This window comes from Paraconexibacter sp. (assembly GCF_059438195.1).
Map to the genome: position 1 here is coordinate 1 of NZ_JBLKKY010000041.1, position 26,274 is coordinate 26,274.

At 74.4% G+C, this 26,274-nt stretch carries 27 protein-coding genes and 1 riboswitch; of the genes, 13 read left to right on the top strand and 14 right to left on the bottom strand.

Annotated elements, in window-relative coordinates:
- The 7 genes from ACME2J_RS14210 to ACME2J_RS14240 all read right to left on the bottom strand — a co-directional run.
- Positions 1-682: PilN domain-containing protein (locus tag ACME2J_RS14210; protein ID WP_495545585.1), on the bottom strand; the 682-nt coding region annotated here is incomplete at its 3' end.
- The gene (gene pilM, locus ACME2J_RS14215; RefSeq protein ID WP_495545586.1) at positions 679-1,734 is read right to left on the bottom strand and encodes a type IV pilus assembly protein PilM; all 1,056 of its coding nucleotides are present in this window, start codon (positions 1,732-1,734) and stop codon (positions 679-681) included. The genes pilM and ACME2J_RS14210, both read right to left, overlap by 4 nt.
- Positions 1,735-1,942: 208 nt before the next feature.
- A complete protein-coding gene (locus ACME2J_RS14220; RefSeq protein WP_495545587.1) occupies positions 1,943-2,698 on the bottom strand; it encodes a prepilin peptidase in 756 nt (251 codons plus the stop codon).
- A gap of 62 nt (positions 2,699-2,760) precedes the next feature.
- Positions 2,761-4,020, bottom strand: a complete 1,260-nt coding sequence (locus ACME2J_RS14225; protein ID WP_495545588.1) for a pilus assembly PilX family protein — start codon at positions 4,018-4,020, stop codon at positions 2,761-2,763.
- On the bottom strand, positions 4,017-4,892 hold the full coding sequence (locus ACME2J_RS14230; protein WP_495545589.1) for a PKD domain-containing protein: 876 nt from the start codon (positions 4,890-4,892) through the stop codon (positions 4,017-4,019). The genes ACME2J_RS14225 and ACME2J_RS14230 overlap by 4 nt, the downstream gene beginning before the upstream one ends.
- Positions 4,889-6,514: a prepilin-type N-terminal cleavage/methylation domain-containing protein gene (locus ACME2J_RS14235; protein ID WP_495545590.1), complete on the bottom strand. Its 1,626-nt coding sequence runs from the start codon at positions 6,512-6,514 to the stop codon at positions 4,889-4,891. Before ACME2J_RS14235 ends, ACME2J_RS14230 begins: the two co-directional genes overlap by 4 nt.
- A gap of 189 nt (positions 6,515-6,703) precedes the next feature.
- Complete coding sequence (locus ACME2J_RS14240) at positions 6,704-7,123, bottom strand: type IV pilin protein (protein ID WP_495545591.1); 420 nt, start codon at positions 7,121-7,123, stop codon at positions 6,704-6,706.
- 77 nt (positions 7,124-7,200) lie between these two features.
- Positions 7,201-7,280, bottom strand: a riboswitch (cyclic di-GMP riboswitch).
- A gap of 142 nt (positions 7,281-7,422) precedes the next feature.
- Between ACME2J_RS14240 and ACME2J_RS14245 the strand changes: the two genes are divergently transcribed.
- Positions 7,423-7,809: a hypothetical protein gene (locus ACME2J_RS14245; RefSeq protein WP_495545592.1), complete on the top strand. Its 387-nt coding sequence runs from the start codon at positions 7,423-7,425 to the stop codon at positions 7,807-7,809.
- Complete coding sequence (locus ACME2J_RS14250) at positions 7,806-8,981, top strand: acyltransferase family protein (RefSeq protein WP_495545593.1); 1,176 nt, start codon at positions 7,806-7,808, stop codon at positions 8,979-8,981. Before ACME2J_RS14245 ends, ACME2J_RS14250 begins: the two co-directional genes overlap by 4 nt.
- Before the next feature lie 20 nt (positions 8,982-9,001).
- Here the strand turns inward: ACME2J_RS14250 and ACME2J_RS14255 are convergent, their stop codons facing one another.
- Entirely contained in the window at positions 9,002-9,187 is a 186-nt protein-coding gene (locus ACME2J_RS14255; protein ID WP_495545594.1) for a YuiA family protein, read from the bottom strand.
- Positions 9,188-9,282: 95 nt separating this feature from the next.
- Between ACME2J_RS14255 and ACME2J_RS14260 the strand changes: the two genes are divergently transcribed.
- The 5 genes from ACME2J_RS14260 to ACME2J_RS14280 are packed head-to-tail and all read left to right on the top strand — an operon-like array spanning position 9,283 to position 14,331.
- Positions 9,283-10,125: a type IV pilus modification PilV family protein gene (locus tag ACME2J_RS14260; protein WP_495545595.1), complete on the top strand. Its 843-nt coding sequence runs from the start codon at positions 9,283-9,285 to the stop codon at positions 10,123-10,125.
- A complete protein-coding gene (locus tag ACME2J_RS14265; protein WP_495545596.1) occupies positions 10,122-10,757 on the top strand; it encodes a PulJ/GspJ family protein in 636 nt (211 codons plus the stop codon). Before ACME2J_RS14260 ends, ACME2J_RS14265 begins: the two co-directional genes overlap by 4 nt.
- Positions 10,754-12,196, top strand: a complete 1,443-nt coding sequence (locus ACME2J_RS14270) for a hypothetical protein (protein WP_495545597.1) — start codon at positions 10,754-10,756, stop codon at positions 12,194-12,196. The genes ACME2J_RS14265 and ACME2J_RS14270 overlap by 4 nt, the downstream gene beginning before the upstream one ends.
- 23 nt (positions 12,197-12,219) lie before the next feature.
- Complete coding sequence (gluQRS, locus tag ACME2J_RS14275; RefSeq protein WP_495545598.1) at positions 12,220-13,152, top strand: tRNA glutamyl-Q(34) synthetase GluQRS; 933 nt, start codon at positions 12,220-12,222, stop codon at positions 13,150-13,152.
- Between the two features lie 12 nt (positions 13,153-13,164).
- Positions 13,165-14,331: a ribonuclease D gene (locus ACME2J_RS14280; RefSeq protein WP_495545599.1), complete on the top strand. Its 1,167-nt coding sequence runs from the start codon at positions 13,165-13,167 to the stop codon at positions 14,329-14,331.
- Here the strand turns inward: ACME2J_RS14280 and ACME2J_RS14285 are convergent.
- On the bottom strand, positions 14,288-15,562 hold the full coding sequence (locus ACME2J_RS14285) for a glycosyltransferase 87 family protein (RefSeq protein ID WP_495545600.1): 1,275 nt from the start codon (positions 15,560-15,562) through the stop codon (positions 14,288-14,290). The genes ACME2J_RS14280 and ACME2J_RS14285 overlap by 44 nt on opposite strands.
- A gap of 83 nt (positions 15,563-15,645) precedes the next feature.
- Here ACME2J_RS14285 and ACME2J_RS14290 point away from each other — a divergent pair, with 83 nt between their 5' ends.
- Positions 15,646-17,037 (top strand): ABC1 kinase family protein, encoded by a 1,392-nt coding sequence (locus tag ACME2J_RS14290; RefSeq protein ID WP_495545601.1) that lies wholly within the window; start codon positions 15,646-15,648, stop codon positions 17,035-17,037.
- A gap of 57 nt (positions 17,038-17,094) precedes the next feature.
- On the opposite strand, the gene ACME2J_RS14295 is transcribed toward ACME2J_RS14290, so the two are convergent.
- The 5 genes from ACME2J_RS14295 to ACME2J_RS14315 all read right to left on the bottom strand — a co-directional run bounded on the left by ACME2J_RS14295 (position 17,095) and on the right by ACME2J_RS14315 (position 22,536).
- Positions 17,095-18,327 carry a sensor histidine kinase gene (locus ACME2J_RS14295; protein ID WP_495545602.1) on the bottom strand — a complete coding sequence of 411 codons (1,233 nt, stop codon included), beginning with the start codon at positions 18,325-18,327 and terminating at the stop codon, positions 17,095-17,097.
- Complete coding sequence (locus ACME2J_RS14300; protein ID WP_495545603.1) at positions 18,324-19,031, bottom strand: response regulator; 708 nt, start codon at positions 19,029-19,031, stop codon at positions 18,324-18,326. The genes ACME2J_RS14295 and ACME2J_RS14300 overlap by 4 nt, the downstream gene beginning before the upstream one ends.
- A gap of 82 nt (positions 19,032-19,113) precedes the next feature.
- Positions 19,114-20,208 carry an NAD-dependent epimerase/dehydratase family protein gene (locus ACME2J_RS14305; RefSeq protein WP_495545604.1) on the bottom strand — a complete coding sequence of 365 codons (1,095 nt, stop codon included), beginning with the start codon at positions 20,206-20,208 and terminating at the stop codon, positions 19,114-19,116.
- Between the two features lies 1 nt (position 20,209).
- The gene (locus ACME2J_RS14310; protein WP_495545605.1) at positions 20,210-21,169 is read right to left on the bottom strand and encodes a PQQ-dependent sugar dehydrogenase family protein; all 960 of its coding nucleotides are present in this window, start codon (positions 21,167-21,169) and stop codon (positions 20,210-20,212) included.
- Positions 21,166-22,536: a hypothetical protein gene (locus tag ACME2J_RS14315; RefSeq protein ID WP_495545606.1), complete on the bottom strand. Its 1,371-nt coding sequence runs from the start codon at positions 22,534-22,536 to the stop codon at positions 21,166-21,168. The genes ACME2J_RS14310 and ACME2J_RS14315 overlap by 4 nt, the downstream gene beginning before the upstream one ends.
- A gap of 103 nt (positions 22,537-22,639) precedes the next feature.
- Between ACME2J_RS14315 and ACME2J_RS14320 the strand changes: the two genes are divergently transcribed.
- The 5 genes from ACME2J_RS14320 to ACME2J_RS14340 are packed head-to-tail and all read left to right on the top strand — an operon-like array spanning position 22,640 to position 26,238.
- Entirely contained in the window at positions 22,640-23,281 is a 642-nt protein-coding gene (locus tag ACME2J_RS14320) for a glycosyltransferase family 2 protein (protein ID WP_495545607.1), read from the top strand.
- The gene (locus ACME2J_RS14325) at positions 23,278-23,940 is read left to right on the top strand and encodes a TIGR04282 family arsenosugar biosynthesis glycosyltransferase (protein ID WP_495545608.1); all 663 of its coding nucleotides are present in this window, start codon (positions 23,278-23,280) and stop codon (positions 23,938-23,940) included. Before ACME2J_RS14320 ends, ACME2J_RS14325 begins: the two co-directional genes overlap by 4 nt.
- A complete protein-coding gene (locus tag ACME2J_RS14330; protein ID WP_495545609.1) occupies positions 23,937-24,566 on the top strand; it encodes a methyltransferase domain-containing protein in 630 nt (209 codons plus the stop codon). Before ACME2J_RS14325 ends, ACME2J_RS14330 begins: the two co-directional genes overlap by 4 nt.
- Positions 24,539-25,783 carry a molybdopterin-dependent oxidoreductase gene (locus tag ACME2J_RS14335; protein ID WP_495545610.1) on the top strand — a complete coding sequence of 415 codons (1,245 nt, stop codon included), beginning with the start codon at positions 24,539-24,541 and terminating at the stop codon, positions 25,781-25,783. The genes ACME2J_RS14330 and ACME2J_RS14335 overlap by 28 nt, the downstream gene beginning before the upstream one ends.
- Positions 25,783-26,238: a hypothetical protein gene (locus tag ACME2J_RS14340; RefSeq protein ID WP_495545611.1), complete on the top strand. Its 456-nt coding sequence runs from the start codon at positions 25,783-25,785 to the stop codon at positions 26,236-26,238. The genes ACME2J_RS14335 and ACME2J_RS14340 overlap by 1 nt, the downstream gene beginning before the upstream one ends.
- Positions 26,239-26,274 lie beyond the last annotated feature (36 nt).

A 26,274-nucleotide genomic window follows, 5' to 3' on the forward strand; every position in this document is an offset into this window, starting at 1 on the left:
CGCCGAACAGCTCGGTCTCGCGCGCGCTGTGCGCCTCCGGCGCCTCGAAGAACACGACCATCTGGAACTGCGGGAACGACTCGCGGCCCTGGCGGCAGTCGTCGCCGCCGGCGCCGGAGGCGCCCGCCTTCTCGGAGCTCGAGAGCGCGACGCGCTCGACGTTCTCGATGCGGCGCATCGCCGTCATCGTGCGGGCGACGCCCGGCTGGCTCGTCGTGCAGCCCGCGATCTCGATCGCGGGGACGGGGAGCGCGGCGCGCAGTCCGCCCGCCGAGCCGGCCCCGGTGATGGCCGTGCCGGGCTGCACCGTGCCGGTGAGCGTCGTGATCCACGTCTTCTCGGGGAGGACGCGCGCGACCTCGCGGAACGCCTCGCCCCAGTCGAACCGGCTCGAGGCGAGGCTCGTGACGGTCTGGACCCGGGCCTGAGCGAGCGCGCGGAAGGTCACGTACTCGGTGAGCGGCGCGGCCTTCGCGCGCAGCGACTCGACCTCGGTCTCGACCGCGGCGCGCTCCGCCTTGCGGTCGTCGACGGTCTTGCCCGCCTGGAGGTAGACGCCGAGCGCGACGACGAGGACGGCGAGGCCCCCGATGAGCGCGTACACCGCGCCCCCCGATGCGCCGCCGAGGCGTCCGCCGCCACCGCGGCGCTCGTCCTGCGGGATGAGGTTGACGGCCTTCATGCTGCGACCTCCTCGGGGATCGCGAGGCCCGCGGCGACCGCGACGCGAGCCTGCATCTCGGGCTGGACCCCCTCGATCCGGCCGACGACGACCGGGAGGCCGAGCTCGTTCGAGAGCATCTCGGCGAACCCGGGGATCCCGGCGGCGGGACCGGCGAGGACGACGCGGGCGACCGGCGCCCCCGAGCCCTGGGCGTGATGGAAGTCGACGCTGTTGCGGACCTCGGCGGCGATGCGGCGGACGCCCTCGTCGAGGCACATGCGGGCGTCGGCGACGATCTCGGGATCCCCCTCGATCGCGTCCGACGGGACCTCGAGGCCGACGTGCTCGAGCCAGCCGCGGGCGTGCTCGAGCGAGAGCCGGCGGCGCTCGGCGAGCTCGACCGCGATCGCCTCGACGCCGGTGCTCACGACGCGGGTGAAGCGGCAGGTCGTGCCCTGCGCGACCGCGAGGTTCGTGAGGCCGCCGATCGCGAGGTACATGACCGTGTCGGAGGGGTCGGAGCCGTCGGCGATCGCGCTGCGGTGCAGCGCCCGCACCATCGCGAAGGCGGAGAGGTCGATCGCCTCGGGGCGCAGGCCCGCGTCGCGGACCGCCTTGAGCACGCGGTCGATCATGTCGCGGCGCGCCGCGACGACGACGACCTGCTGGCGCGGCCCGTTGTCGGTCGTGACGACGTCGAGGGCCTGGAAGTCGATGACGGCCGCGTCGACCGGCATCGGGATCTCGTCCTGAGCCTGGAAGCGCACCGCCTGGGCGAGCTCCTTGGGGTCGGAGATCGGCGGCAGCTCGAGGACGCGGACGGCGACCTTCTGGTTCGCGATGCCGATCCGGACCCGCTTGTCGAGGTCCTTGTGATCGCGCCAGATGCCGCGCAGCGCCTCGGCGAGCGCGTCGACGTCGGCGACCTCACCGTCGCGGAGGACGTCGGCCGCGAGCGGAGCGGTCACCGCCTCCGTGACGTGCAGGCCGCCCTTCGTGGTGACGGCGGCGACGTGGACGCCGCCGGGGTCGAGCTCGAGCCCGACGAGTGTGCTCGGTGTCTTGGCCATGGGTCTCCCGTGGGGATCGGACGCGGTGCTGCTCGCAGTGAGGCGGGGCGCCTCCAGCCCTCATTTCGTCCAGCCATCACCCAGACTTGAGTACGACGGACGAAACCTGGACACGTCCCGGACGCCCGGCGGGACGGGCGCGGGACGGCGCCGTCCGCGCCCGCGACGGGCGCGGACGCGGACGGGCCAGGACCCCGCTGGAGGAAGGTCAGAAGGTCTCGAGGTAGCTGTCGACGACGCCGTCCCCGACGGCGATCGCGACGAGCGCGCCGAGCGCGAGGAACGGGCCGAACGGCACGGCGACCTTGCGGCCGACGTCGACGCCGAGACGGGCCATGATGAGGGCGCCCACGACGACGCCGGCGATGAGCCCGGCGAAGACGGCGGGCGCGACCGCGCGGCCGAGGTAGAGACCGAGGACGGCGGCGAGCTTGACGTCCCCCATCCCCATGCCCTTCGGGTAGAGGAGGGCGGCGAGGAAGAAGAAGCCGCCCGCGGCGGCAGCGGCGATCAGCTGCTCGGGGACGCCGTCGGGGTCGAGCCCGAGGCCGAGGCCGAGCGCCAGCACGGCGAACGGCGCGAGGAGCCGGTTCGGGATGAGCCGCGTCTCGAGGTCGATGAGCGTCATCGGGACGAGGAGCGTCACGAGCGCGAGGCCGAGCGCGATGTCGGCGGCGTCGTCCCAGGCGACGACGACGACCCCCGCCCACAGGAGCCCGGTGAGCGCCTCGACGAGCGGGTAGCGCGCGGGGATCGCGGCGCCGCAGTCGCGGCAGCGGCCACGCAGGGCGAGCCACGAGACGACGGGGACGTTGTCGCGTGCCCGGATCGTCGTCCGGCACTCGGGGCACCGCGACCGCGGCGCGACGATCGACTCGCCGCGCGGGAGGCGGTGGACGACGACGTTGAGGAAAGACCCGATGAGGAGGCCGAAGAGGAGCGCGAAGAGTGCGGCGACGAGCATGTCGTTCTCGTGATCGGCGCAGGACGGGCGCGGCTTGAGCCGCGCCCGTCGGAACGCGCCGGCTAGTTCGCGGGGATGATCTCGCGCCAGGTGTTCTGGACGATGCCGGCCGTGCCGTAGGAGCGGACGGCGCTGAACGCGTTCGGGTTGAGCGCGAGGTTGAGGTGCGAGGAGCCTGCGACGGTTGTCGCGTCGCCGTCGACGAGGACGCCGCCGTCGATCGTCGCGTTGCCGTGGACGCGGAACGCCTCGCCCGTCGAGTCGTTCTCGTTCGCGTGGTAGATGATCCCGTGGTACGTCGCCGTGCCGTCGATCCAGAGCTGGCCCTGGGCCATGAGGATCATCCCCGGCTCGTCCTTCGAGTTGAAGTCGGTGTTCGACTGGTAGTGGCACGTCGCGTTCTCGATGTAGACGATCGCGCCGTTGAGGCCCTCGACCGGCGGGCAGGTGCCCGCGGGGTAGTACGTGCCGTCGGCGATCGCCCGCGCCTTCAGCCGCGCTCGCGCGTCGACGTCCATCGCCGGCTCGTCGTCGTAGCCGGTCTGCGCGATGTTCGGCGAGATCTGCTTGTTGAGGAGCGAGAGGAGGCCGTTGAGGGCGCTCGTGAGGTCGAGCCCGGTGAGCTTGTGGCCGAGGCACGCCGAGAGCTCGAAGAGCTGAGGCACGCAGCGCACCGCGACGATGCCGCTCTCGCTCGAGCCGGCGCGCGCGTCGATGAGCGCCTTGTGGCCGCTGTTCGAGATCTCGAGGCGCCCGCTGATGATCGCGGCGCGCGGGAGGTCCTCGCTCACCTCCTGCGCCCGGACGAGCGCGATGAGCGTCCGCGTGCGGCCGCGCGCGGACGCCTGCGAGCGGATCCACACCTTCCCGTCGCCGTTGCCGTCGTACCCGGGCTTCGAGCCCGTCGTCGAGTCCGTGTAGTGGTGCTCGTTCGTCCCGCCGTCGTTGTCGTGGACGCTCGTCGACCACGTCGCGTCGGGACCGACGTCCGACGCGCCGAACATCGCGTCGATGTCGCCCTGCGACGGGCACCGCGGGTGGGTCGAGCCCTCCGTGCAGGTCGGGTAGGGGTTGCCCGCCATCCCCTCACCGGGCCAGTCGTTCGACATCTGGAAGATCTGCGCGTTCATCGCCGCCTCGGCGAGGTTGAACGCGGTCTCGCGCGTGCGCACGACGCCGGACTCGGCCTCCTGGGTGTCGATGAGCGCGAGCGTGGCGACGCCGAGACCCATCATCACGCTCATGAGGAGCATCGCGCTGATGAGCGCGATGCCGGTCTCGTCGCGGAGGCGGGTGAGCGCGCTGAGCCGGCGGGTCGTCATGTGACGGAGATCTCCTGGGAGTTGCTGTCGTGGGCGAGGTCGGCCGGGTCGAGCACGCGCAGGACGATCGAGTGCGTGCCCGGGGCCGCCTCGTAGGTGAAGCTGATGCCGGTCCCGACGAGCACGCCGCCGTCGTACCACTCGTACTTGAGCGGCTGGCCCTCCGGGTCGTAGGACGCCGAGCCGTCGAGCACGATGCCCTGCGTCGAGGCCGTGGCGGTGAACGCGGCGACCGGGTGGCGGTTCTGGTTGCGCAGGAAGACGCCGGAGCTGATCGAGGTCTCGGGCACCGTGTCGGTCCCGTCGTCGTCGACGAAGAGGTCGATGTGGATCGACGTGATCTCGCTGAGGTTCGTCGCATCGACCGAGAACACCGGGCGCGTGCCGTTGACGATCGCCTCCACGACCGTGTCGGTCCCGTTCCAGCCCGCCGCGGGGCAGCCGGCCGTCGACGGGACCGCCGGCGGGTTCGCGGTCGTCCAGTGCTGCGTCTGCGTGACGAGGCGCTTGTTCGCGTCGTCGAGGCAGTAGCGGCGGCGCATGACGTTGAGCAGGTTCTCCCCCGCGCCCGGGCTCTCCGGCGCGACCGTCTTGAAGACGATGTCGTTCGGGCTCACCGCGTCGAACGCCTGCGGCTGCTCGAGCGTCGGGCTCGCGAGGTTCCGGAGGTCGCGGGAGAGCTCCTCGACGGTGCGCCGCGCGGCGTCCTGCGCGTCGACCCGCACGCTCGCCTCGCTCTGGTCGCTGCGCGCGCTCTCGTAGGTGAAGAGCGTCGCGCCCAGGACGATGACGAGGAGGCTCATCGCGACGAGCAGCCCGGTGAGGCTCTCGCCGCGCTCTTCGCCCAGGCGACTGCGAAGGCGGCGGATCATCCGGTCACCGGTCCCAGGAAGGTGCTCTCGGCCATGTTCTCGTCGACGGCGACGACCCAGTAGGTGTGGCTCGTCCCCTTCGCCGTCGCGTCGGTGTAGGTGAGCTCGGACCCGGTGCCCGTGCGGTCGAAGCGCGACGCGATCGTCGTGCCGTCCCGGTAGATCCGGTAGTACTCGACGCTGTCGCCGAGGTCCGAGTCCGAGCCGGCGTCCCAGGTGAGGACGGGCACGCCGCTCGCGGTCGAGACCTGGAGGTTCGACGGCGGGCTCGGCGGCGAGTTGAAGATCGACGTCGTCGCGTCGTTCGACTTCGCTCCCTCGCGCAGCGGGGTGCCGGGCGTCGTGTCGACGGCGACGGCGTAGTAGGTGTGCGAGCCGGCCGGCGGGCTCGTCTCCCGGCAGCTCGTCGCCTTCGTGAGGGTGCACACCATCACGGGCGTGGAGAGCGGCCTCTTGCGGTAGACGCGGTACCCCATGATGTCGCGCTCGGAGTTCGCCCGCCACTCGAAGTCGACGACGCCGTTGTTGAGACCGGCGTCGAAGTCCTTCACGGGGTACGGGACGCGGCGGTTGATCGTCATCGCGGTCTGGCGGATCGAGCCGAACTGGCCGAAGCGGTCGAAGGCCTTCGCGCCGACGAGGTACGTGCCGTCGAGGACCTCGCCCTCGTTCGGCGACGACCCGCTCGACACGCTGCCGAGCTGCCAGGTGAACGACCAGCTCGTGTCGGCGCCGGTCGCCGCACCCTGGGCGGTGCCGTCGACGTACCAGGCGGCGCTCTCCGCCGGGGCGTTCGTCGCCGCGGTGAAGCTCACGCTCGAGCCTCCGGAGATCGGCGACGCGTTGCCGGGGGTGACGGAGACGACGGCGGGCGCGGCGGCGAGACCCGGGTTCGCGATCGCGGTCGCCTGGAGCGAGTACCGCGTGCCGCCGCCCTTGTCCCAGCGGACGAGGACGACCAGGCGCTTGTAGTCGGAGGGCACGGTGTCGGTCCCCTCGTGCGGGCAGACGAGGAGGCAGATCCCCACGCTCGCCTCGGTGAGGTTGTCGACGGTGCCGTCGAGGTCGAGGTCGATGCCGCAGTCGCCGACGCTGAGGCCGGCGGTCGCCGCGAGGTTCGTGCCCTGGATGCTGCCGTCGACGCCGAGGAGCTCGCGGCACTCCTCCGGGGTCGTCTGGCCGTTGCCGCTCGCGCAGAAGAGCGTGCCGTCGTGATCTCCGGTGCCGTCGGCCGCATCGTCGACGTCGCAGACCCCGACGGCGACCGTGTAGTCGTAGCCGCGGCGGCGGATCGTCCAGCCTCCGCCCGTCGGCGTCGAGTCGGCGAGCTCGGGCGTCGCCTGGACCTTCGAGACGACGGCGGCGGGGACGAGCGCGTCGTAGGGCACGGAGCGCACCTCCTCGACGATCTCGCGCTGCAGCGAGACGGCCTGCTCGCGAGCCTTCGTCGTCGTCGTCACGGCGTTCGCCATGTCGAGCATCGAGACCGTGCCGAGCATCCCGACGAGGAGGATCACGGTCGCGATCATCACCTCGACGAGAGTGAGACCGGATTCGCAGCGGAGGGACGCCGGACGCTCCATGCACCCTGTGTCGGCCTCTTTCGACCGGCGACGACTCATCCGGCGGGATCTGGACGAGTGGTCGATGGCCCCCTCCCCAGTTGCTGGACGGAGGCTGGACGGGTGCCCCACCGATCGTGGAACGAGTGAGGGGGCGGTCCCGCCACGGGACCGCCCCCTCACCGAAACGCGGACGAGGCGGGCCCGGGGGCCCGCCTCGTCGTGAAGCGACTGATGTCGGTGAGCCGACTACCAGGAGCCGCTCGTCGGGCAGCCGCCGTTGCCGGCGGTCGTGCACGAGCGGGTGAAGACGCCGGCGCCGGTCTTCGTGATCGTGAACGCGTTGCCGGTCTCCGAGGCCGCCGTGACGGTGTAGCTGTCGGCGGTCGTGATGTTGACGCTGCCGCCGGTGCCCGTGACCGTGCTGCCGAGGAGGACCTGCGGCGAGGACGAGCAGTTCGTCGGCGTCTGGCGCTCGTCGACGAGGCACGACTCGAGCTGGGTCACGGCGTTGCGGGCGTCGGACTTCGCGGCGGAGTCCTTCGCCTTGTCGCGCTGACCGAGGAACGTCGGGAGCGCGATCGCGGCGAGGATGCCGATGATCAGGATGACGACGAGCAGCTCGATGAGCGTGAAGCCACCCTCGTCGTTGCGGAACTTCTGCAGCATGTGATCCTCCTGGGATCTGGGACCTGTGGTTTGCGCCAGCTCCGCGGTTCTCCGCCCCCGTGGGTCCTTCCCGGCCCGGTGGCAGCTCGGCTGCCTCACGTGTGCGAGGCCCGTGGCTTTGCGTCCCGCCCTCACGGACGGTTTGCCGTTGGCACCTTGGCTCTGGCTTCTGACACGTCCCCCATCGGCGCCTCCCCAGAAGCCCTTGAGCACTTGGACGTTCGTCCTACGCACCGCCGGTGCGGCGGGAGGACGGCGCCACGGACGGGGTCCGGCAGGGATCTGCGACGATCCGGCGAGTGGTCGCGCGCCGCCTGCTCCTCTACCTCGCCCTCGTGCTGCTCGTCCTCTCCGTCGCCGGCCTGCTCGCCTCGAGCCCCGATTCCGGGGACGACGAGGCGTCCGCCCCGCCCTCGGCCGGCCCCGCTCCCGCGACCGTCGACCGGGTCGAGGCGACGCTGCCGTCCGAGGAGCCGGTCGAGGCCATGGTCGGCGACGTCCTCGCGCTCACGGTCCGCACCGACGAGGCCGGCCGCGCGGAGATCGCAGAGCTCGGCGTCGACGTGCCGATCGGGCCCGGGCTCGAGACGCCGATCCTCGTCCCGCTCGAGCGCGCCGGCCGCTTCCCCGTCACCCGCCGTCTCTCGGACGAGCGCCTCGGCACGCTCGTCGTCCGCCCGCGGTGAAGCACGTCGAGTCCACGCTGGAGCGGCGCGCCGACGCCCTCGACGGGCTGCGGGGCCTCGCCTGCATCGCCGTCATCACCTACCACGCGTGGCTCTACAAGGCAGGGACCGAGCCGTTCTCGAGCCGCCGGGAAGGGCTCTTCGACGACACGATCCACGAGCTGCGACTCGGGCTGACGTGCTTCTTCGTCCTCAGCGGCTTCCTCCTCTTCACGCCGTGGGTGAAGGCGGCGATCGAGAAGCGCCCGTCGCCGAGGCTCGGCCCCTACGCGCTGCGGCGCGCCGCCCGCATCGCGCCCGCGTACTACCTCGCGCTCTTCGGGTCGATCGCGCTGCTGTCGGGCCGCCGGGGCGACGACCCGGCGATCCGGCTGCCGCCGAGCGAGGATCTCTGGACGTACTTCGTCTTCGGGCAGAACTTCCAGACCGACACGGTCCTCAAGCTCGACCCGCCGATGTGGTCGCTCGCGACGGAGCTCATGTTCTACGCGGTCCTCCCGATCTTCGGCTGGATCGCGATGCGCAAGCTCTGGCACCGCGGGCGGACGGGGCTCCTCGTCGCCTGCGGGGTCATGTTCGGCGGGGGCGTCGCCTTCAACGCGTGGCTCGCCGCCGATCCCGATCTCAACGCCTACGTGCTCTCCAAGCAGGTCCCCGCCTTCGCGACCTACTTCGCGCTCGGGATGCTCGCGGCCGTCGTCGCGTACGGCTGGAGGACGTCCTCGCGCGCGATCCTGTGGTCGCTCTACGCCGGCGGGATCCTCGCCGTCCTCCTCGGCGCCTGGTGGGCGGCCGACTGGGGCGCGCGCGCGGACCGCGTGCAGTGGCGCGACACGGGCGCGGCGCTCGGGTTCGCGGCGATCGTCGTGGCGGCGTGGATCTCCGCGCGCCCCGCGCGGTTCCTCGTCTGGCCGCCGTTCGTGTGGATCGGCATCGTCTCCTACGGGATCTACCTCTGGCACGTCCCGTTCATGGTGTCGCTGCGCGCGGAGGATCTCCTCCCCTCGTCGACGCCGGGGACGCTCGCGGTCGTGGCGGTGCCGACCCTCATCGTCGCGTCGCTCAGCTGGTACAAGGTCGAGAAGCCGACGCAGGACAGGGCGCGGCGCAAGCGCGCGTCCCGCCCCCGGGTGCCGGAGCCGACGGGCGTCCCCGGCCGCGAGGCGCCCTGAGGACGAGGCGGGGGGGGGGCTCAGCCCGCCTCGGAGCGCAGCCGCTCGCCCGCCTCCTGGGCGTCGTGCTCGGGGATGAAGCTCCCCGAGCCCTCGCACCACGGGCAGGTGACGCTGTGCTCGGAGCCCCCGAGGCGCGAGACGAGAGTGCCGGTGCCGCGGCACGGCGTGCACTGCTGACGGGTGTCGGGGGCGTCCTCGGCCACGACGGCGCACAGTAGCGACCCGGCCTCGCGGCCGCGGGTCGGTCGTCCGTCCACCGCTCTCACCGGATCTCGGGAAGCTGCCGATGAGGGGCGGGATGCGACCCGTATCGCGTTTCCGTCACGACGACGGGTTCACGCTCGTCGAGGTGATGGTGACAGCGGTCATCCTCGCCTTCGGCCTGCTCAGCATCCTCACCCTCGTCGACCGCGCGAACGGGACGACGACGACCACCGTCGGCCGCGAGGCGGCGACGAACATCGCGCGCGAGGTCGTCGAGCGGGCCCACGCCGTCGACTACGGCGACCTCACCCCGGGCCTCGCGCCGCAGGCCCTGCGCGCCGCGGTCGACCCGACCGGGGCGCGCGAGAGCGTCGCGACGACCGCGACGCGCTGGACGATCCCGTCCGGGCGCTCGGCGACCGGTCAAGGGAGCCCGCCGCGCATCGACCTCGACGTGACCGCCTGCTCGGTCCTCGCCCCCTCGAGCCGGCCGCGCGTCATCGACCCCACCCTGACGCTGTGCCGGTCCGCCGGCGGCGGGTCGGGCGGCGGCACGACCACGACCACCTCGTCGGGCTCCTGCTCGATCCGGGCGACCGACGACCCGACGATCGGCGTGACGATCGAGCTCCTCGTGTCCGTCGACCTGTGCGTCGGCGGGGCGCTCGCCGGCGCGGTGTGCACGCTCCTCGGACCGACCGCGCCGCTCGACGCCGTCCTCGACCCGCTCGTCGGCGAGGACGGCGCGGTCAACGTCCTCCTCGGCACGCTCGGCGGCTCGTTCGGAGCCGATCTGTGCGGCGGCCGGCCCGTCGTGCCCGTCCCCGACGGCACCGCTCCGGCGGACAGCGCCCGGCGCGTCGCCGTCACCGCCTCGTGGGGTCCGCGCGACACGCAGTCGGTGACGCTCACGACGATCGTCCCGAGGCCCTCGTGACCGGTCACCGCAGCCTCGCCGCCCGCCTGCGGGCGCAGGACGGCGTCTCGCTCGTCGAGCAGCTCATCGTCATGGCCGTCGCGCTCGTCGTCCTCTTCGCGGTCCTCGACACCGCGGAGAACTTCACCTCGAGCTCGGCCGCGAACACGCGGCTCACCGACGCCGAGGACCGGATGCGCACGGAGATGGCGACGCTCGCGACCGACCTGCGGCAGGCGCCGCCCATCAACGCGTCCGCGTCGCCGGGGGAGATCACGCCGATCGCCGTCGCCCGCCCGCACGACGTCATCTTCCGCGACCCCGACGCCGCCGGCGGCTGGATCCGGTACTGCACCGGCGCGTCGACATCGGCGCCCGGCCAGCGCGCCCTGCGCCGCGGCGAGATGACCGGCGGCTTCACCGATCCCGGCGCGGACTGCCCGTCGGGGACGAGCGGCGGCTGGACCTACGGGGACGTCCTCCCCGAGGGCGTCCGCGAGGAGGAGCGCCTCTTCGCCTACAGCGGCTGCGCCTCGCCCGCGAGCTGCGCGGCCACGAACGTGGAGACGGTGATGGTGACCATCGCGATCGAGCACGTCGAGGGTCGGACGCTGCGCCTCACGAGCGCCGTGACGCCGAGGAACCTCGGATGACGCGCCGTCGAGCCATCGGCGACACGGGCCGCGAGCACGGGTTCATCCTCGTCCCGGCGATGGTCCTCATCGCCCTGCTCCTCGGGCTCGGCCTCGCGATGCTCTCGATCGTCGACACGCAGTCGAGCGCCTCCGGCCGCGAGCGCGCCGACAACCGCGCGTTCAACGCGGCGGAAGGGGTCGCGCGCAGCGCGGCGCTCGTCCTCGCCTCGACCGAGCACTGGCAGAGCAGCGCGGCGCGGACACGCAGCGGCAGCGACGCCGCGACCTGCGGCTCCGGCGACCAGACCTACGACGACGGGGCGACGAACGCGTTCGGCGCGGCACTCGCCGACGTCGTCGAGCAGGGCTACGGCGAGGACGCCGGGGACTGGAGCGTGAACGTCTGCCGGGTGAGCAGCACGACCGAGGCGTGGAGCGACGCGTACCTCGACTCGCGCGTCGCCTACGCGGAGACCGCGACGGCGACGCGCGACTGGCTGTGGGTCCGGGGCCGGGCCACCGTCGCGGGCTCCACGAAGACCGTCGCGCTCAAGGTGCGCGCGGACCGGGTGACGCTCCCGCTGCCGACCGACTACGCGGTGAAGACCGGCTCGTTCGGCACGAGCGACGTGCACTCGACGCTCGGGACGCTCCTCTCGACCGGGAACAGCCTCCTCGGCGTCGTCGGCGGGCTCCTCAACGACGGCGACAGCGTCATCGAGGACAACTCCGCGAAGGTGGCCGTCCGCTGCGGGATCCTCCACCTGCTCGAGGGGCAGATCTGCCTCGCGGGCACGCTCGCGTCGCTCGCGGGCGGCGTCGACATGCTCGGCCTCAGCCCGCTCAACACGCTGCTCGGCACCGACCGCTTCGTCCAGGACACCTCGCGCCACGTCGCGACGAAGGCCCAGCTCGAGGCGTGGCGCGCCGAGGCGATGGCCGGCGGCACCTACTTCGCCACCCGCAACGACGGCGCCGAGTGCCAGCCGACGGCCGACCTCAGCGGCAAGGTCGTCTGGATCGAGCAGGTCGGCGACGGCAGCGGCCGCTGCGACATCACGAGCACCCGGACCGCGAAGGCGCTCGTCGTCTGGCGGGGGCGGGTGCGGGTCCTCGGGCGGTTCAACGGCGTCCTCTACGCGGCGAACCGCGAGACGGACGGCACGCCGCACATCTCGAGCCCGCCGAACCAGTCGGTGCTCTTCTCGAACGGCGGAGACGTGCGCGGCGCGGTCTTCGTCGACGGCAGCGGCACGACGCACATCAACCTCCCGCGGATCAACTGCGGCCTCCTCGGCCTCAACTGCGTCCTCGGCAGCGTCCTCAACCTCCTCGGCCTCATGCCCGAGTACACCGCGGTGCGGCGCGACACGGACATCATCCGCGCGGCGTCGCCGGAGGCGACCGACGGGGCGAGCGTCCCGCCCGGCGGCTTCCACCAGCCGGCCGCGAACTGACGCGGACGACTACCGTCCCCGCGGTGGACGGCCGCTACGCCCCCTCCCCCACCGGACCGCTGCACGTCGGCAACCTGCGCACCGCCCTCCTCGCGTGGCTCTTCGCGCGCTCGACCGGCTCCTGCTTCCGCATGCGCATCGAGGACCTGGACACGGGGCGCTCGCGGCGTGAGCACGAGGAGGGCCAGCTCGCCGACCTCGCCGCGATCGGCATCGACTGGGACGGCGAGGTCCTGCGCCAGTCGGAGCGCTCCGCCGTCTACGCGGAGGCGGTCGAGGCGCTCCGCGCGCAGGGTCTCGTGTACGAGTGCTGGTGCACCCGCGCGGAGATCCGCGCGGCGGCGAGCGCGCCCCACGGCGAGCTTCCCGAGGGCGCCTACCCCGGGACGTGCCGGGACCTCGGCGCCGCCGAGCGCGCCGACCGCGAGCGCTCCGGGAGGCCGGCCGCGCTCCGCGTGCGCGCCGGGGAGGCGCACGTCACCTGGGAGGACGTCCTCCTCGGGCCGGGCGAGGGCGTCGTCGACGACCTCGTGCTGCGTCGCGGAGACGGCGCCTACGCCTACAACCTCGCGGTCGTCGTCGACGACGCCGCGCAGGGCGTCGAGGAGGTCGTGCGCGGCGCGGACCTCGCCGGGACGACGCAGCGGCAGGTGTGGCTCGCCGAGCGCCTCGGCCTCGGCGTCCCCCGGTACGCGCACGTCCCCCTCGTCCTGGGTCCCGGCGGCCGGCGCCTCTCCAAGCGCGACGGCGACGTGACGCTCGGCGACCGGCTCGCCCGCGGGGAGACCCCCGACGAGGTGCGCGGAGCGCTCGCCGCGAGCGTCGGGCTGTGGCCGGCCGGCGACACGCCGACGGCCGAGGACCTCGTGCGCACGTTCGACCCGATGCAGATCCGCGGCGACGCCTCGCACGTCCCGCTCCCCGGGATCGCCGGTCCCGACGACGCCGACGGGTAGGGTCGGCGGCTCATGGCCTTCGTCGACACCGAGAGGATCGCCGTCGACGCCCGCAGGCACGGGCGGCTCGGCATCGACACCGAGTTCATGGGCGAGGGGCGCTACCGGCCGCTCCTCTGCCTCGCCCAGGTCGCCGTCGACGACGGTGAGGGCGGCGCGATCGTCGACGTCCTCGATCCGCTCGAGGAGGGCGGCTTCGACCCTGCCCCGATCGCCGGGGTGCTCGCCGACCCGGACGTGGAGATCGTCCTCCACGCCGGCCGTCAGGACGTCGCGCTGCTGCGCCGCGTCTGGGAGACGGAGATCCGCAGCATCTTCGACACGCAGATCGCGGCCGGGTTCGCCGGGATGCGGGCCCAGGTCGGCTACGAGGGCCTCCTCTCCGAGCTCGTCGGCGTGCGGCTGCGCAAGTCGGCGAGCTTCACGAAGTGGGATGCGCGGCCGCTGAGCCCCGAGCAGGTCGACTACGCCCGCGAGGACGTCCTCCACATCCTCGAGGCGGCCGACGTGCTCCAGGACCGCCTGCGGGCCTCCGGGCGCCTCGAGTGGGCGCGCGAGGAGTGCCGGGTCCTCGAGACCGTCACCGACGACCGCGACGTCGACGCGCTCCTCGAGCGCCTCCCGCGGATCGCGGGCCTCGACGGCGGGGTGCGGGCGATCGCGCGCGAGCTCGTCGCCTGGCGCGAGGAGACGGCTCGCGAGGCGGACAAGCCGGTGTCGACGATCCTCCAGGACGCCGCGCTCGTCGAGATCGCGCGCCGCAAGCCGAAGAACGCCGAGCGGCTCAGCCAGATCCGCGGGCTCCACGAGGGGATCCTCCGCCGCCGCGGGAAGGCGATCCTCGAGGCGGTCGAGCGCGGCCGGTCGCGCGACCCGATCCCGTCGACGGTCGAGCGCTCCCCGGCGCCGACCCCGCAGGACGCGCCGCTCATCGCGCTCTGCGAGGCGCTCGTCCGCGGACGCGCGCTCGAGACCGGGCTCGCCTACGAGCTCCTCGCGACGCGGGCGGACCTCCAGGCGATCGTCACCTGCGTGCGGACCGGCGCGCCGGAGCCGTCGGCGCGAGCGCTCGGCGGCTGGCGCAGGGAGCTCGTCGGCGAGGAGCTCCTCGCGCTCCTGCGCGGCGAGCGCGTCCTCAGCGTGGGAGAGGGACCGGCGCTGCAGGTGCGGGAGGCGTGAGGACCGCGGCGGGCGCGGGCGCCCGCCGGTCCCCCGCGGACTCCGCCGGGGCGAAGCGCAGGGCCCGGGGCAGGACGGCCGGGCGCACGAGGAGGACGACGAGCCAGGCCAGCAGCGGGACGGTCCAGCTCACGTAGAGCGCCCAGAAGAGCCCGGCGTGAGCGACCGCGTCGGCGAACAGCGCGTCGTGCTGCGGGAAGAAGGTGAGCCCGAGGAGCGCCGAGACCGCGACGGTGAGCACCGGGAGGCCCGGGCGGCGGACGACCTCCCACGCGAGGAGCGAGAGCACGAACGGGAGGTGGTAGTACTCGTTGTTCCAGTTGTCGAGCACGCAGCGGCCGAGGAAGAGCGCGGTGAGGAGGAGGAGCGCGTCGTCCCGGCGGCGGTCCCGGCGGCGGCGGAGCGCGAGCGCGAGCGGGATCGCGACGAGGACGATGAGCGGGCGCGAGATCTGCGGGACCCACTCCGGGGAGAGGAAGCGCGCGCCGCGGTCGGGCACGTCGCCGAGCGACGCGAGCGGCCACCAGATGTTCCACGGCGTCGTCGAGTGCGCGTAGTCGACCTGCGCCGTCACGCTCGTCGCGACGACTCCGAACTGCCCCGCGTCCATGAGGAGGAGCGGGAGCGTGAGCGCGGCGCCGATCGCGCCGGCGAGGCCGGCGACGAGCACCGGGCGGCGCGGTCCCGCGAGGAGGACGGGGAGGATCGCGAGGACGGCCCACTGCTTCGTCGAGACGGCGAGCCCGAGCAGGATCGCGCCGAGGACGTCGCGGTCGCGAAGGACCGCGAGAACGGCGCCGACGCAGAGCGCGGCCCCGAGGAGCTCCTCGGGGTGGCCCCAGTGCAGGGCTCGGAAGGTGATCGGGTTGAGGACGGAGAGGCCCGCGATGAGGCCCTGGACGCCGACGCCGTGGCCGGCCGACGCGGCGATGCGGGCGAGGACGACGCCGACGATCGCGGTCGCCGCGACGCACGGGAGCGCCCCCACGAAGTAGACGGTGTCGAGCTCGGCGTCGAAGACGAGCCAGGCGAAGGGGGCGCGGAGGAGGAGCGAGAAGCTCCCCATGAGCGGCTGCTGGGCGGCGAAGCTCTGGAGGTCGCCGCGGCCGAGCGCGTCGATCGCGTCGCTCGCGTCGTAGAGGTAGTCGATCCCCGGCTCCATGAGCAGCCGCGCCCGCACCGTGAGCACGGCGAGGAGAGCGACCGCGAGGACGACGAACGCGCGCTTCATCCTCCCGGGGATCGGCCGCTGCGCCACGTCTCTTGAGGAGATGCGGTCCCCGGGGGACGCTCGTCCGTACCCTTCGGGATCCCATGGCGCAGGACGGAACACCCAAGTCCGGCTTCGGCCGCACCGCTCGCATCGGCGGCCTCGTCGCCGGGCAGGGCGCGCGCGTCGCCGGCGGACGCGTCCTCGACCGGGCCCGCGGCGACGAGGCCCGGTCACGGGCCCAGCGCAAGCGCACGGCGGCGGTCGTCGAGCAGGTCGTCACCCAGCTCGGCTCGATGAAGGGCGCGGCGATGAAGTTCGGCCAGGTCCTCTCGACCGTCGACCTGCCCGGCCTCGAGCCCGAGGACTCCGAGCGGATCAAGGCGAAGCTCGCCGAGCTGCGCGACAGCGCGCCGCACGTCCCGTTCCGGCGCATGGAGAAGCTCATGGCGCAGGAGTGGGGCTCGCCGGTCGCCCGCGTCCTCGACGACCTCGACACCGAGCCGATCGCGGCGGCGTCGATCGGCCAGGTGTACCGGGCGATCGCCGACGACGGGACGCCCGTCGCCGTGAAGGTGCAGTACCCCGGGATCGCCGAGGCGGTCGAGGCCGACCTGCGCAACATGCGCCTGCTCCTCCCCCTCCTCGGGCGGATCGCGCCGGGTCTCGACACCGCCGCCGTCGGCGAGGAGCTGCGCGAGCGCATCACCGAGGAGCTCGACTACGAGCTCGAGGCCCAGGGCCAGCGGCAGATGGCGCGCGCGTGGCGCGGGCACCCGTTCATCCACGTCCCCGGCGTGCGGACCGACCTGTCGACCCGCCGCGTCCTCGTCACCGAGCTCGTGGAGGACGGCCAGCCCTTCGCGACGGTGAAGTCGCTCCCGGACGAGGACCGCGACCGCTTCATCGAGATCGTCTACCGCTTCTACTACGGGTCCGCGGCGCGGCTCGGGGTCGTGTGCGGTGACCCGCATCCCGGGAACTTCCTGCGCCGGCCGTCGGACGGCTCGGTCGCCTTCCTCGACTTCGGGATGCTGCGGCGCATGCCCGACCGCTATCTCGAGCGCGAGGGCGCCGTCTACCGCGCGGTCCGCGACGAGGACCCGCGCGGGGTCCGCACCGCGATGGCCGACCTCGGCTACCTCTCCGACCGCTGGGACTTCCCGGACGAGCTCCTCTACGAGCACATGCGCCGCAGCGGCGCCTACCTCTTCGACTGGGAGCAGCCGGCGCGCCTCGACGGCGCGGCCGCGCACCGGCTCATGAACGACGTCCTCGCGATCGGCGGGGAGTGGCGCGAGATGATGCGCTCGTTCGACGTGCCCCCGGAGGCGCTCCTCCTGCGACGCATGGAGAACATCCTCTTCGGCGTCGCCTGCGACGTCCGCGGCGCGGCGGACTGGGGCGGCATCTGGGCGGAGTACGTGCTCGGCGAGCCGCCGGTGAGCGAGCTCGGCCTCGTCGAGCGCGACTGGGCGCTCGACCGCGCCGCCTGACCGCCCCTGAGGCCGTGAGTGTCGATCCGCCGACGCGATGCGTCGGCGGATCGACACTCACGCGCTGGGGGCGGGGTCGGGGGCCGGCGACGCGCCGGCGGGGGCCACCGGCGCGTCGGGGAGGCGGAACCGGACGCGGGTCCCCTCCGGGGCGTTGGCGAGCCAGATGCGCCCGCCGTGCGCCTCGACGATCGCGCGCGCGATCGCGAGGCCGAGACCGACGCCGTCCTCGCCCCGCGCGCGCCGCGTCCCGCCCTGGAAGAACGCATCGAACACGCGCCGGCGATCCTCCTCGGCGATCCCGGGCCCGGTGTCGGCGACCTCGATCTCGACGCCTCCGGCGACCGGCTCGGCGCGCACGACGACGCTCCCGTCGGCCGGCGTGTGCCGGATCGCGTTCTGGATGAGGTTGAAGAGCACGCGCTGGAGCTGCTCCGGGTTCGCGCGGGCCGGCGCGAGGACGTCCGGCATCTCGGCGCGGACGACGACGTCGAGCGCGTCCGCCTGCGGGCGCATGGCGTCGACCGTCTCGGTGACGAGCGCGTCGAGCGGCACGCGCTCGGCCGTCCAGCGGATGTCTCCCGCCTGGAGGCGGGTGAGCTCGAAGAGGTCGTCGATGAGGCCCCCGAGAGCGCGCACGTGCGTCGTCATCCGCGCGAGCTCGGCCCGCCGGTCGCCCTCGTCGAAGATGTCGTCCTCGAGGCCCTCGGCGATGAGCCGCAGCGCGGTGATCGGCGTGCGGAGGTCGTGCGAGACCGCGGCGACGAGCTGATCTCTCGCCGCCTCCTCGGCGGCGAGGCGGTCGATCATGCGGTCGACGTCGGCGGCGAGCCGCGCGAGCTCGTCGCCGCCCTCGACGCCCGTGCGCACGTCGCGACGACCCTCACCGACCGCCGCGAGCGTGCTGCGGACCGCCTCGATGTCGGCGAGCGCGTCGCGGCCGAGCAGACGCGCGAGCCAGAGCCCGAGGGCACCGGCGAACGCGACGACGACGATCGTGAAGAGCGCGTCGTGGGCGCTGACGAACATGAGGCCGACGAAGAGGCCGACGACGACGAGGACCTCGGCGACGACGAGGGCGATGACGACCGCGAGGTGACCGCGGAGCGAGCCGCGGTCACGGCGGCGCGCCTGGAGCGCGTGACCGGCGAGGACGGCGAGCACGCCGAGGGGACCGAGGATCCCCGCCGTGAGGAGCGCGCCCTTCGCCCCGTCGCCGGCGAGCGCGACGAGCGTCGCGACGAGCGTCGCGACGAGGACGAAGGCGAGGCTCGCGCGCAGCCCCGTCACGGCGCGAACCGGTAGCCGACGCCCCACACCGTCTCGATGAACCGCGGCTCCTCCGGGTTGCGCTCGAGCTTCGCGCGCAGCCGCCGGACGTGGACGGTGACGGTGGAGGTGTCGGTGTAGAAGGAGTACTGCCACACGCGGTCCATCAGCTCGTTGCGCGTGAAGGCGCGCCCGGGGTGGCGGGCGAGGAAGAGGAGGAGGTCGAACTCGCGCTGCGTGAGCGTCGCCTCCTCCCCGTGCGCGACGACCCGGCGGCCGGCCGGATCGATGCGCAGCCCGTCGAGCTCGATCGCCGGCTCCTCCTCCGGCGTGGTGTCGAGGCGGCGGAGGACCGCGTCGACCCGCGCGACGAGCTCGGCCGGGCTGAAGGGCTTCACGACGTAGTCGTCGGCGCCGAGCCGCAGGCCGACGATGCGGTCCTGCTCCTCGCCCTTCGCCGTGAGGAGGATGACGGGCGTCCGTCGCGCGCCCGCCTGCTCGCGGATGCGCCGCATCACCTCGAGCCCGTCGATGCCGGGCAGCATGAGGTCGAGGACGACGAGGTCCGGCCGCGCCGCCGCGTGCGCCGTCACGGCGGAGGGCCCGTCCGCGCAGACCTGCGTCGCGTATCCGGCGCGCTCGAGGTAGCGCGAGACGACGTCGCCGATCGTCGGCTCGTCGTCGACGACGAGGACGCTGCCGCGGCGGTGGTCGTCGGTCGTCACGTCACCAGTGTGCTGCGGCCGGCTCGCGAGGACAAGCGCGCCCGGCGACGGTTCACCGACTGTTCATCCGGTCGCCGCCGGGTCAGGCGTCCGGGCGGGCAGCCCCGGCGCCGGCGGCCGGGGCGCGGAGCGGCGCCCGCGCGAACTCGGCGATGCCCGCCTCCCACTCCTCCTGCGCCCGGAAGCCGAGGACCTCCGCGGCCCGGGACGGGTCGGCGACGACGTGACGCACGTCCCCGAGCCGGTACTCGCCGGTGACGACCGGCGGCGGCGCGTCGACGCCGCGCGCGACGGCGGCGCGATGGAGGGCCTGCGCGAGGTCGCCGACCGTCCGCGGCGCGCCGCTCGCGACGTTGAGCGCGCCGGGAACCGCCTCCGGGGCCGTCAGCGCGAGGACGTTCGCGCGGGCGACGTCGCGGACGTGGACGAAGTCGCGCTGCTGCCCGCCGTCCTCGAAGACGCGCGGCGCCCGGCCGCCCGCGACCGCGCTGGCGAAGATCGAGGCGACGCCGGCGTAGGGAGTGTCGCGCGGCATCCCCGGGCCGTAGACGTTGTGGTAGCGCAGCGAGGTCACCGCGATCCCCGCCTCGCGACCCAGCGCCGCCGCGAGATGCTCCTGCTGGAGCTTCGTCGCCGCGTACACGTTGCGGGGGTCGGCCGGCGCGTCCTCCGGGACCCGCGACCACTCGAGGGCCGCCCCGCACTCCGGGCACCCCGGGTCGAACCGCCCGGCCCGCAGGTCCTCCTCGCGCCGGGGCGCCGGGCGGACGACGCCGTGCTCCGCGCAGCGGTAGCGGCCCTCCCCGTAGACGACCATGCTCGACGCCTGCACGACCCGCCCCGCGAAGCCCCGCTGCGCGAGCGCGCTGAAGAGCACCGCGGTCCCGAGGTCGTTGTGGGCGACGTAGTCCGGCATGTCGCCGACGTCGGTGCCGAGGCCGACCATCGCCGCCTGGTGACAGACGGCGTCGACCCCGTCGAGCGCGGCGTCGACCGTCCCGCGGTCGCGGACGTCACCGAGCACGAGCTCGGCCTCCGGCGGGAGGTCGTCCGGCACCTCGTCGTGCGCCGCCGGGTGGAGGATGTCGAGGAGCCGGACCTCGTCCCCGCGCGCGAGGAGGGCACGCGCGACGTGGGATCCGATGAAGCCGGCGCCGCCGGTCACGAGCACCCGCACGTCAGCCGTCCCCGGGCAGGCGCGTGAGCTCGACCCCGTCGGCGCCGGACACGGCGAGCGTCCCGTCGGCGAGGCGCTCGACGCCGTAGCGGCAGTCGTCGTCGAGGACGCCGACGGGCTCCCAGCGCTCCCGCTCGCCGAGGCGGAAGCGGTCGAGCGTCCCCGAGACGACCCCGCACACCGCCAGCTCGTCGTCGGCGAGGGCGACGACACCGGACGGCGCGATCTTCGTCGTCAGCTCGGTGACGTCCTCCGGCGGCTCCCCGCCGGTATCGCCGCGGGCGATGCGCTCAGGCTCGCGTCCTGGCGCGTTGTCCGCGACGACGACGGCCCCCGACGGCGTCCGCGCGAACGCGAACGGGTTGTTCCAGCCGAGCGAGAGCACCTCGGGCGTCTGCTCCGCCGGGCCGGCCGGGTCGAGCGCGAGCAGCTTGCCGTTGAGCGCGCGCGGATCGTCGATGCGCTCGGGATCCTGGAGGTCCCCGACCCCGATGAGGATCCGGTCCTCCGCGGCGTCGTGCTCGATGTGCCCGCCGGTCGCGAGCCGGGTCGCCACCGGACCCGTCCACACCCGCTCGCGCGGCCCCGGCGTGAGGCGCTCGACGACGAGACGGCCGTCCCCGTCCTCGACGAACGAGACCCAGGCGCGGCCGTCGGGCGCCGCCGCGAGCCCGAGGAGGCCTCGCTGGCCGCCCGTGCGCACGTCCAGCCGCGCGACGACCTCCCCCGGGCCGAGCCCCTCGGAGCCCGGCGTCGGATAGCGGCGCACGACCCCGCTCTCGAGCTCGCCCGTGAGAATCCCGCCGTCGGGGAGCGCGGCGAGCGCCGGGACGACGACCTCCGACGCGGCGTCGCCCGGGCCGTCCCGACCGCCGTCGGGGTCGGAGTCCCCGCTGCACCCCGCCGCGACGATGGCGCTCACGAGGATCGACGCGACGGACGCGATGCGGGACGTGCTCACCACGGGGACACCACTCCTGCCTGGAGGACGAGACCGAGGCCCGCGGCGCTCGCGAGCCACACGCGGCGATGCGCGCCCGCGAGCGCGCAGGTCGCCGCGAGCACCCACGGCGCGAACGGCAGCCAGATGCGCTCCGTCTCCCCGCGCGAGAGCCCGGAGAGGTCGGCGGCGGCGATCGCGACGAGGATGCCGCCGACGAGCGCCCACGCCGCCCGGTCGCGGAGCCGGGCGACGGCGACGAACGCGGCGGGCCCGACGACGAGCGCGAAGGCCGCGAGGTTGATGACGATGAAGTCGGCGTGCGGGCGACGGGACGCGACGCCCGGGTAGTAGAGGTCCTTCGTCGCCTCGAGCCCGTCGAACCAGAAGAACCCGGAGGCGGTGAACGCCACGAGGACGGCGCCGACGCCGACGCCCGCGACAGCGGTCGCGAGCCAGGCCCGGCGCAGGAGCGCGATCGCCACGACGACCGCGCCGATGGGGACGAGCCCGTAGCTGAGGTGCAGGCCGACGCCGAGCACGAGCCCCGCGCCGAGCGCGAGGGCGACCAGGCGCCCGCGGTCGGACGGCGCCGTCGTCGCGGCGAGCGCGAAGAGCGCGACCCCCGTCGCGGCGACGCCCGTGAAGAGGGCGTCGGCGGAGGTCGCCATCCACACCGCGCCGGGGACGAGGACGAGGAACGGCGCCGCCACGCGCGCCCGGTCCTCCCCGGCGAGCGCGCGCAGCGCGACGAGCACGGCCGGGGCCGCGAGCGCACCGGCGCCGATGACGAGCGCCGTCATCCACCCGGCGCCGCCGAGGCCGACCTCGTCGAGGCCGGCGAGGGCGAGGAGGAGGCCGGGCGGATGCCCCTTCACGTGCGTCGGATAGGTCGGCAGGACGTCGGTGAAGGAGCGCAGGAAGGCGAACGGGTCACCCACGCGATCGACCGCCGCGAGGTACTCGTACCGCGTCTCGAGCGGCGCCGTGAGCGCGCCGCCGCCGTCGGCGAGCGCGAGGAGCACCGCCCAGGCCGCCGACCCCGTCGCCGCGAGCAGCAGGAGCCCTCGCCAGGACATGCGCTGCGCGAGCACCGGCAGCATCGCGACCGCCGCGACGCCGTAGAGAGCAGCCGGGAGGAGCCCCGCCTCGATCCGCAGGTCGAGCCGGCCGACGAGAGGCGGCGCGCCGATGCGCACGAGGGGATCCGCGTCGTAGAGCGAGAGCCCGAGCAGGCGACCGGCGACGAGGACGCCGACCCACGCGCCGAGCGCGGCGAGGGTGATCGCCGGCGTCGACCGGTCCGGGCCCGCGACCGCCGCAGCCGCGCCGCCGGGCCCCGCGGACGCGCGGGCCGCCGCGTCGGGCGTCGTGGCCGCGGTCGACATGCGCTGCACGCTATCGCCGTCCCCGCCACGCCGAGACGCCCGCCGGGCGAGTTTCCCGCCTGTTCATCACGCGGCCGTGGCGATTCCGTACGGTCGCATGACGATGATCGACGTCATCCTCCCCGCTCTCGACGAGGCCGCCGCGATCCCGTGGGTCCTTGAGCGGATGCCCGACGGGTACCGGCCGATCGTCGTCGACAACGGCTCGACGGACGGCACGGGGGACGTCGCCCGCCGGCACGGAGCCCGCGTCGTCGAGGAGCCGGTGCCGGGGTTCGGCTCCGCGTGCTTCGCCGGCCTCGGCGCCGCGCAGTCGGACGTCGTCTGCTTCATGGACTGCGACGCCTCCCTCGACCCGCAGGACCTCCCCGCCGTCGCCGACCCCGTGAGGGCCGGGGACGCGGACCTCGTCCTCGCCGCGCGCGACGCGCAGCCGGGTGCCTGGCCGGCGCACGCGCGGGTCATGAACCGGCTCCTCGCCCTCGAGGTGAGCCGCCGCTGCGGGGTGCGGCTCTCGGACCTCGGGCCGATGCGCGCCGCCGGGCGCGAGCCGCTCCTCGCCCTCGGCATCCGCGACCGCCGCTTCGGCTGGCCGCTCGAGATGGTGCTGCGGGCCGACCGGGCCGGCTGGCGGATCGAGGAGGTCCGGGTGCCCTACCGCCCGCGCGAGGGCCGCTCGAAGGTGACGGGGACCGTGAAGGGCACGGCCCGCGCGATGCGTGACATGGCGGAGGCGCTGCGGTGAGCCCGGCGCGGACGCTGCTCGTCATCGCGAAGGCGCCCGTCGCCGGGCGCAGCAAGACGCGGCTGTGCCCGCCGTGCACGCCCGGCCAGGCGGCGTCCCTCGCGGAGGCCGCGCTCGCCGACACGCTCGAGACCGTCGCCCGGACGCCCGGCGTCACGCGCCGCGTCGTCGTGCTCGACGGCGCCCCCGGGCCGTGGCTGCCCGAGGGCTTCGACGTCGTCCCGCAGGTCGGCGGCGGCCTCGACGTCCGGCTCGCCGCCGCGTTCCGGGCCGCCGGCGGGCCCGCCTTCCTCGTCGGGATGGACACGCCGCAGCTCACTGCGGGCGACCTCCGCGCCGGGCTCGACGCGCTCGCGCGCTCGAGCGCGGTCGTCGGCCTCGCCGCCGACGGCGGCTACTGGGGCATCGGGCTGCGAGAGCCGGACGACCGCCTCCTCGTCGGCGTCCCGATGAGCACGGAGCGCACCGGCGCCGAGCAGGTCGCCCGGCTTCGCAGCCACGACCACGTCCCCGCCCTCCTGCGGGAGCTGCGCGACGTCGACCGCTTCGAGGACGCCCTCGCGGTCGCGCGCGAGGCGCCGTCGGGCCGGTTCGCGCGCGCGGTCGCGCGCCTCGGCCCGGATCCCGCGGGCGCCGCGCCACCGGAGGCGGCGGCATGAACGCCGCTCTCGCCCTCTACGACCGCGGGCTCGCCGGTGAGGGCAACCTCCGCCTGCGCGAGCGCGACGGCCGCCTGACCGAGATCCCGATCGCGCGCTGGCTCGGCCCGCCGACCGCCGCGGACGAGTCCGTGCTCGCGCGCACCCGTGCGCCGGTCCTCGACATCGGCTGCGGCCCCGGCCGGCACGTCGGCGCGCTCGCGCGCCGCGGCGTCCCGGCGCTCGGCGTCGACGTGAGCCCCGTCGCGGTCCGCCATGCGCGCGACCGCGGGGCGCGCGCGGTCGAGCGCTCGGTGTGGGACCCCGTGCCGTCGCCGGGCGTGTGGAGGTCCGTCCTCCTTCTCGACGGCAACATCGGGATCGGCGGGCGTCCGCGCGCGCTCCTGCGCCGCGTCGCCGCGATCGCGCATCCGGACGCCATCGTCCTCGTCGAGCTGGGCGCGCCGGGAACGCGGACGGGGCCGACCCGCATCCGGCTCGAGGACGACGCGCTGCGCAGCTCGTGGTTCCCGTGGGCGCGCGTCGCCGCGGACGCCGTCGAGCCGATCGCCGGGGCCGCGGGGCTCGCGGTGCTCGACGAATGGACGGAGGAGGAGCGATGGTTCGCCGCGCTCGGCCGGCCGTAGGCGAGCGCCTCGCGCGCGGGCGCCCGATCGGGGAGGTCCTCGACGAGGAGCTCGGGCACCTCCGCGCCGGCCCCTTCGACGAGGACGCCTTCCCCTCCCGCCTGCACGACGAGCGGGTCGCGTCGCTCCTCGGCATCGCGCTCGGCATCACGTTCGCCGCCTGCTTCCTCACCGGCCTCTACTCGCACTTCGCCCAGGACCCGCTCGACGTGGGGTTCCTCTCGATGCCCGCCGAGCCGGCGTGGCTCTACCGCTTCACGCAGGGGCTCCACGTCGCGGCGGGCATCGCGACGATCCCGCTCGTCCTCGTGAAGCTGTGGGTCGTCTACCCGAAGCTGTTCGAGTGGCCGCCGGTCCGCGACGTCCCGCACGCGCTCGCGCGGCTCGCCCTCGTGCCGCTCGTCGCCGGCGCGATCTTCCTCCTCTTCACGGGCCTCGTGAACACGACGAACTGGTACCCGTGGGACTTCAACTTCCGCATCACGCACTTCTGGACGGCGTGGATCGTCATCGGCGCGCTGCTCATCCACGTCGGCCTGCAGCTCGTCGTCGTGAGGCGGTCGGTCGGCCGCCGGGCGAAGGCCGAGCGGCCCCCGGAGCCCGACGGCGACGGCGACGGCCTCAGCCGGCGCGGTCTCCTCCTCGCGACGGGCGCCGCGGTCGGCGCGGTCACCCTCACGACGATCGGCCAGACGGTGCGGCCGCTCAAGGAGCTCGCGATCCTCGCTCCGCGTGGCCCGGACATCGGGCCGCAAGGCGTCCCGGTCAACCGCAGCGCGGTCGCCGCCGGCGTCGTCGACGCGATCTCGCAGCCCGAGGAGTTCCGGCTCGAGGTGGTCGGCCGCGTGCGCACGCCCCTCTCGCTCACCCTCGAGGACCTGCGCGCGATGCCCCAGCACGAGGCGGACCTCGCGATCACCTGCGTCGAGGGCTGGAGCGCCGGGGCGCGTTGGGGCGGCGTCCGCGTCCGCGACCTCGTCGCGATGGCCGGCGGGCCTCAGGACGCCGAGGTCGTCGTGCGCTCGCTGCAGACGCGCGGCAGCTTCCGGTCGAGCCGTCTCAACGTGCCGCACGTCCAGCACGCCGACACGCTGCTCGCCCTGCGCCTCGGCGACGAGGACCTGCACCCCGACCACGGGTTCCCGTGTCGGCTCATCGCCCCGAACCGCCCCGGGGTGCAGCAGACCAAGTGGGTGACGCGCGTGGAGGTCGTGTGATGGCCACCCGGATCCTCGTCGGACTCGGCGTCCTCGTGCTCGCGGTCGGCGTCGTGGGCTTCCTCGAGAACGCCGGCCAGACCGTGCCGGGGAACTGGGCGAAGTACTTCGTCGGCGGGCTCGCCCTCCACGATGCGGTCCTCGCCCCGCTCACGGGGGCGGCGGGCCTCCTCCTCGCGCGTGTCGTCCCGGCCCGGGCACGGCCGCCGATCCAGGCGGGCGCGATCGTGAGCGCCGCGCTCGTGCTCGTCGCGCTCCCCGCCGCGACGGGCAACGGCGCGAACCCGCTCGAGCCGTCCCTCCTCCCCCGCGACTACACCGGCAACCTCCTCGCCCTCCTCGCAGGCGTATGGGCGCTCGTCGCCGTCGCGGTGGCGGTCCGCCTCGCCGGCCCTGCGGCGCCACCGCCACCGGATGTCGATCCGCCGCTCCCGCCGGCGCTTCCCGGGTGGTGATGGCGACGGCCGACGCATCTCGAGCTGGCGCGTCGG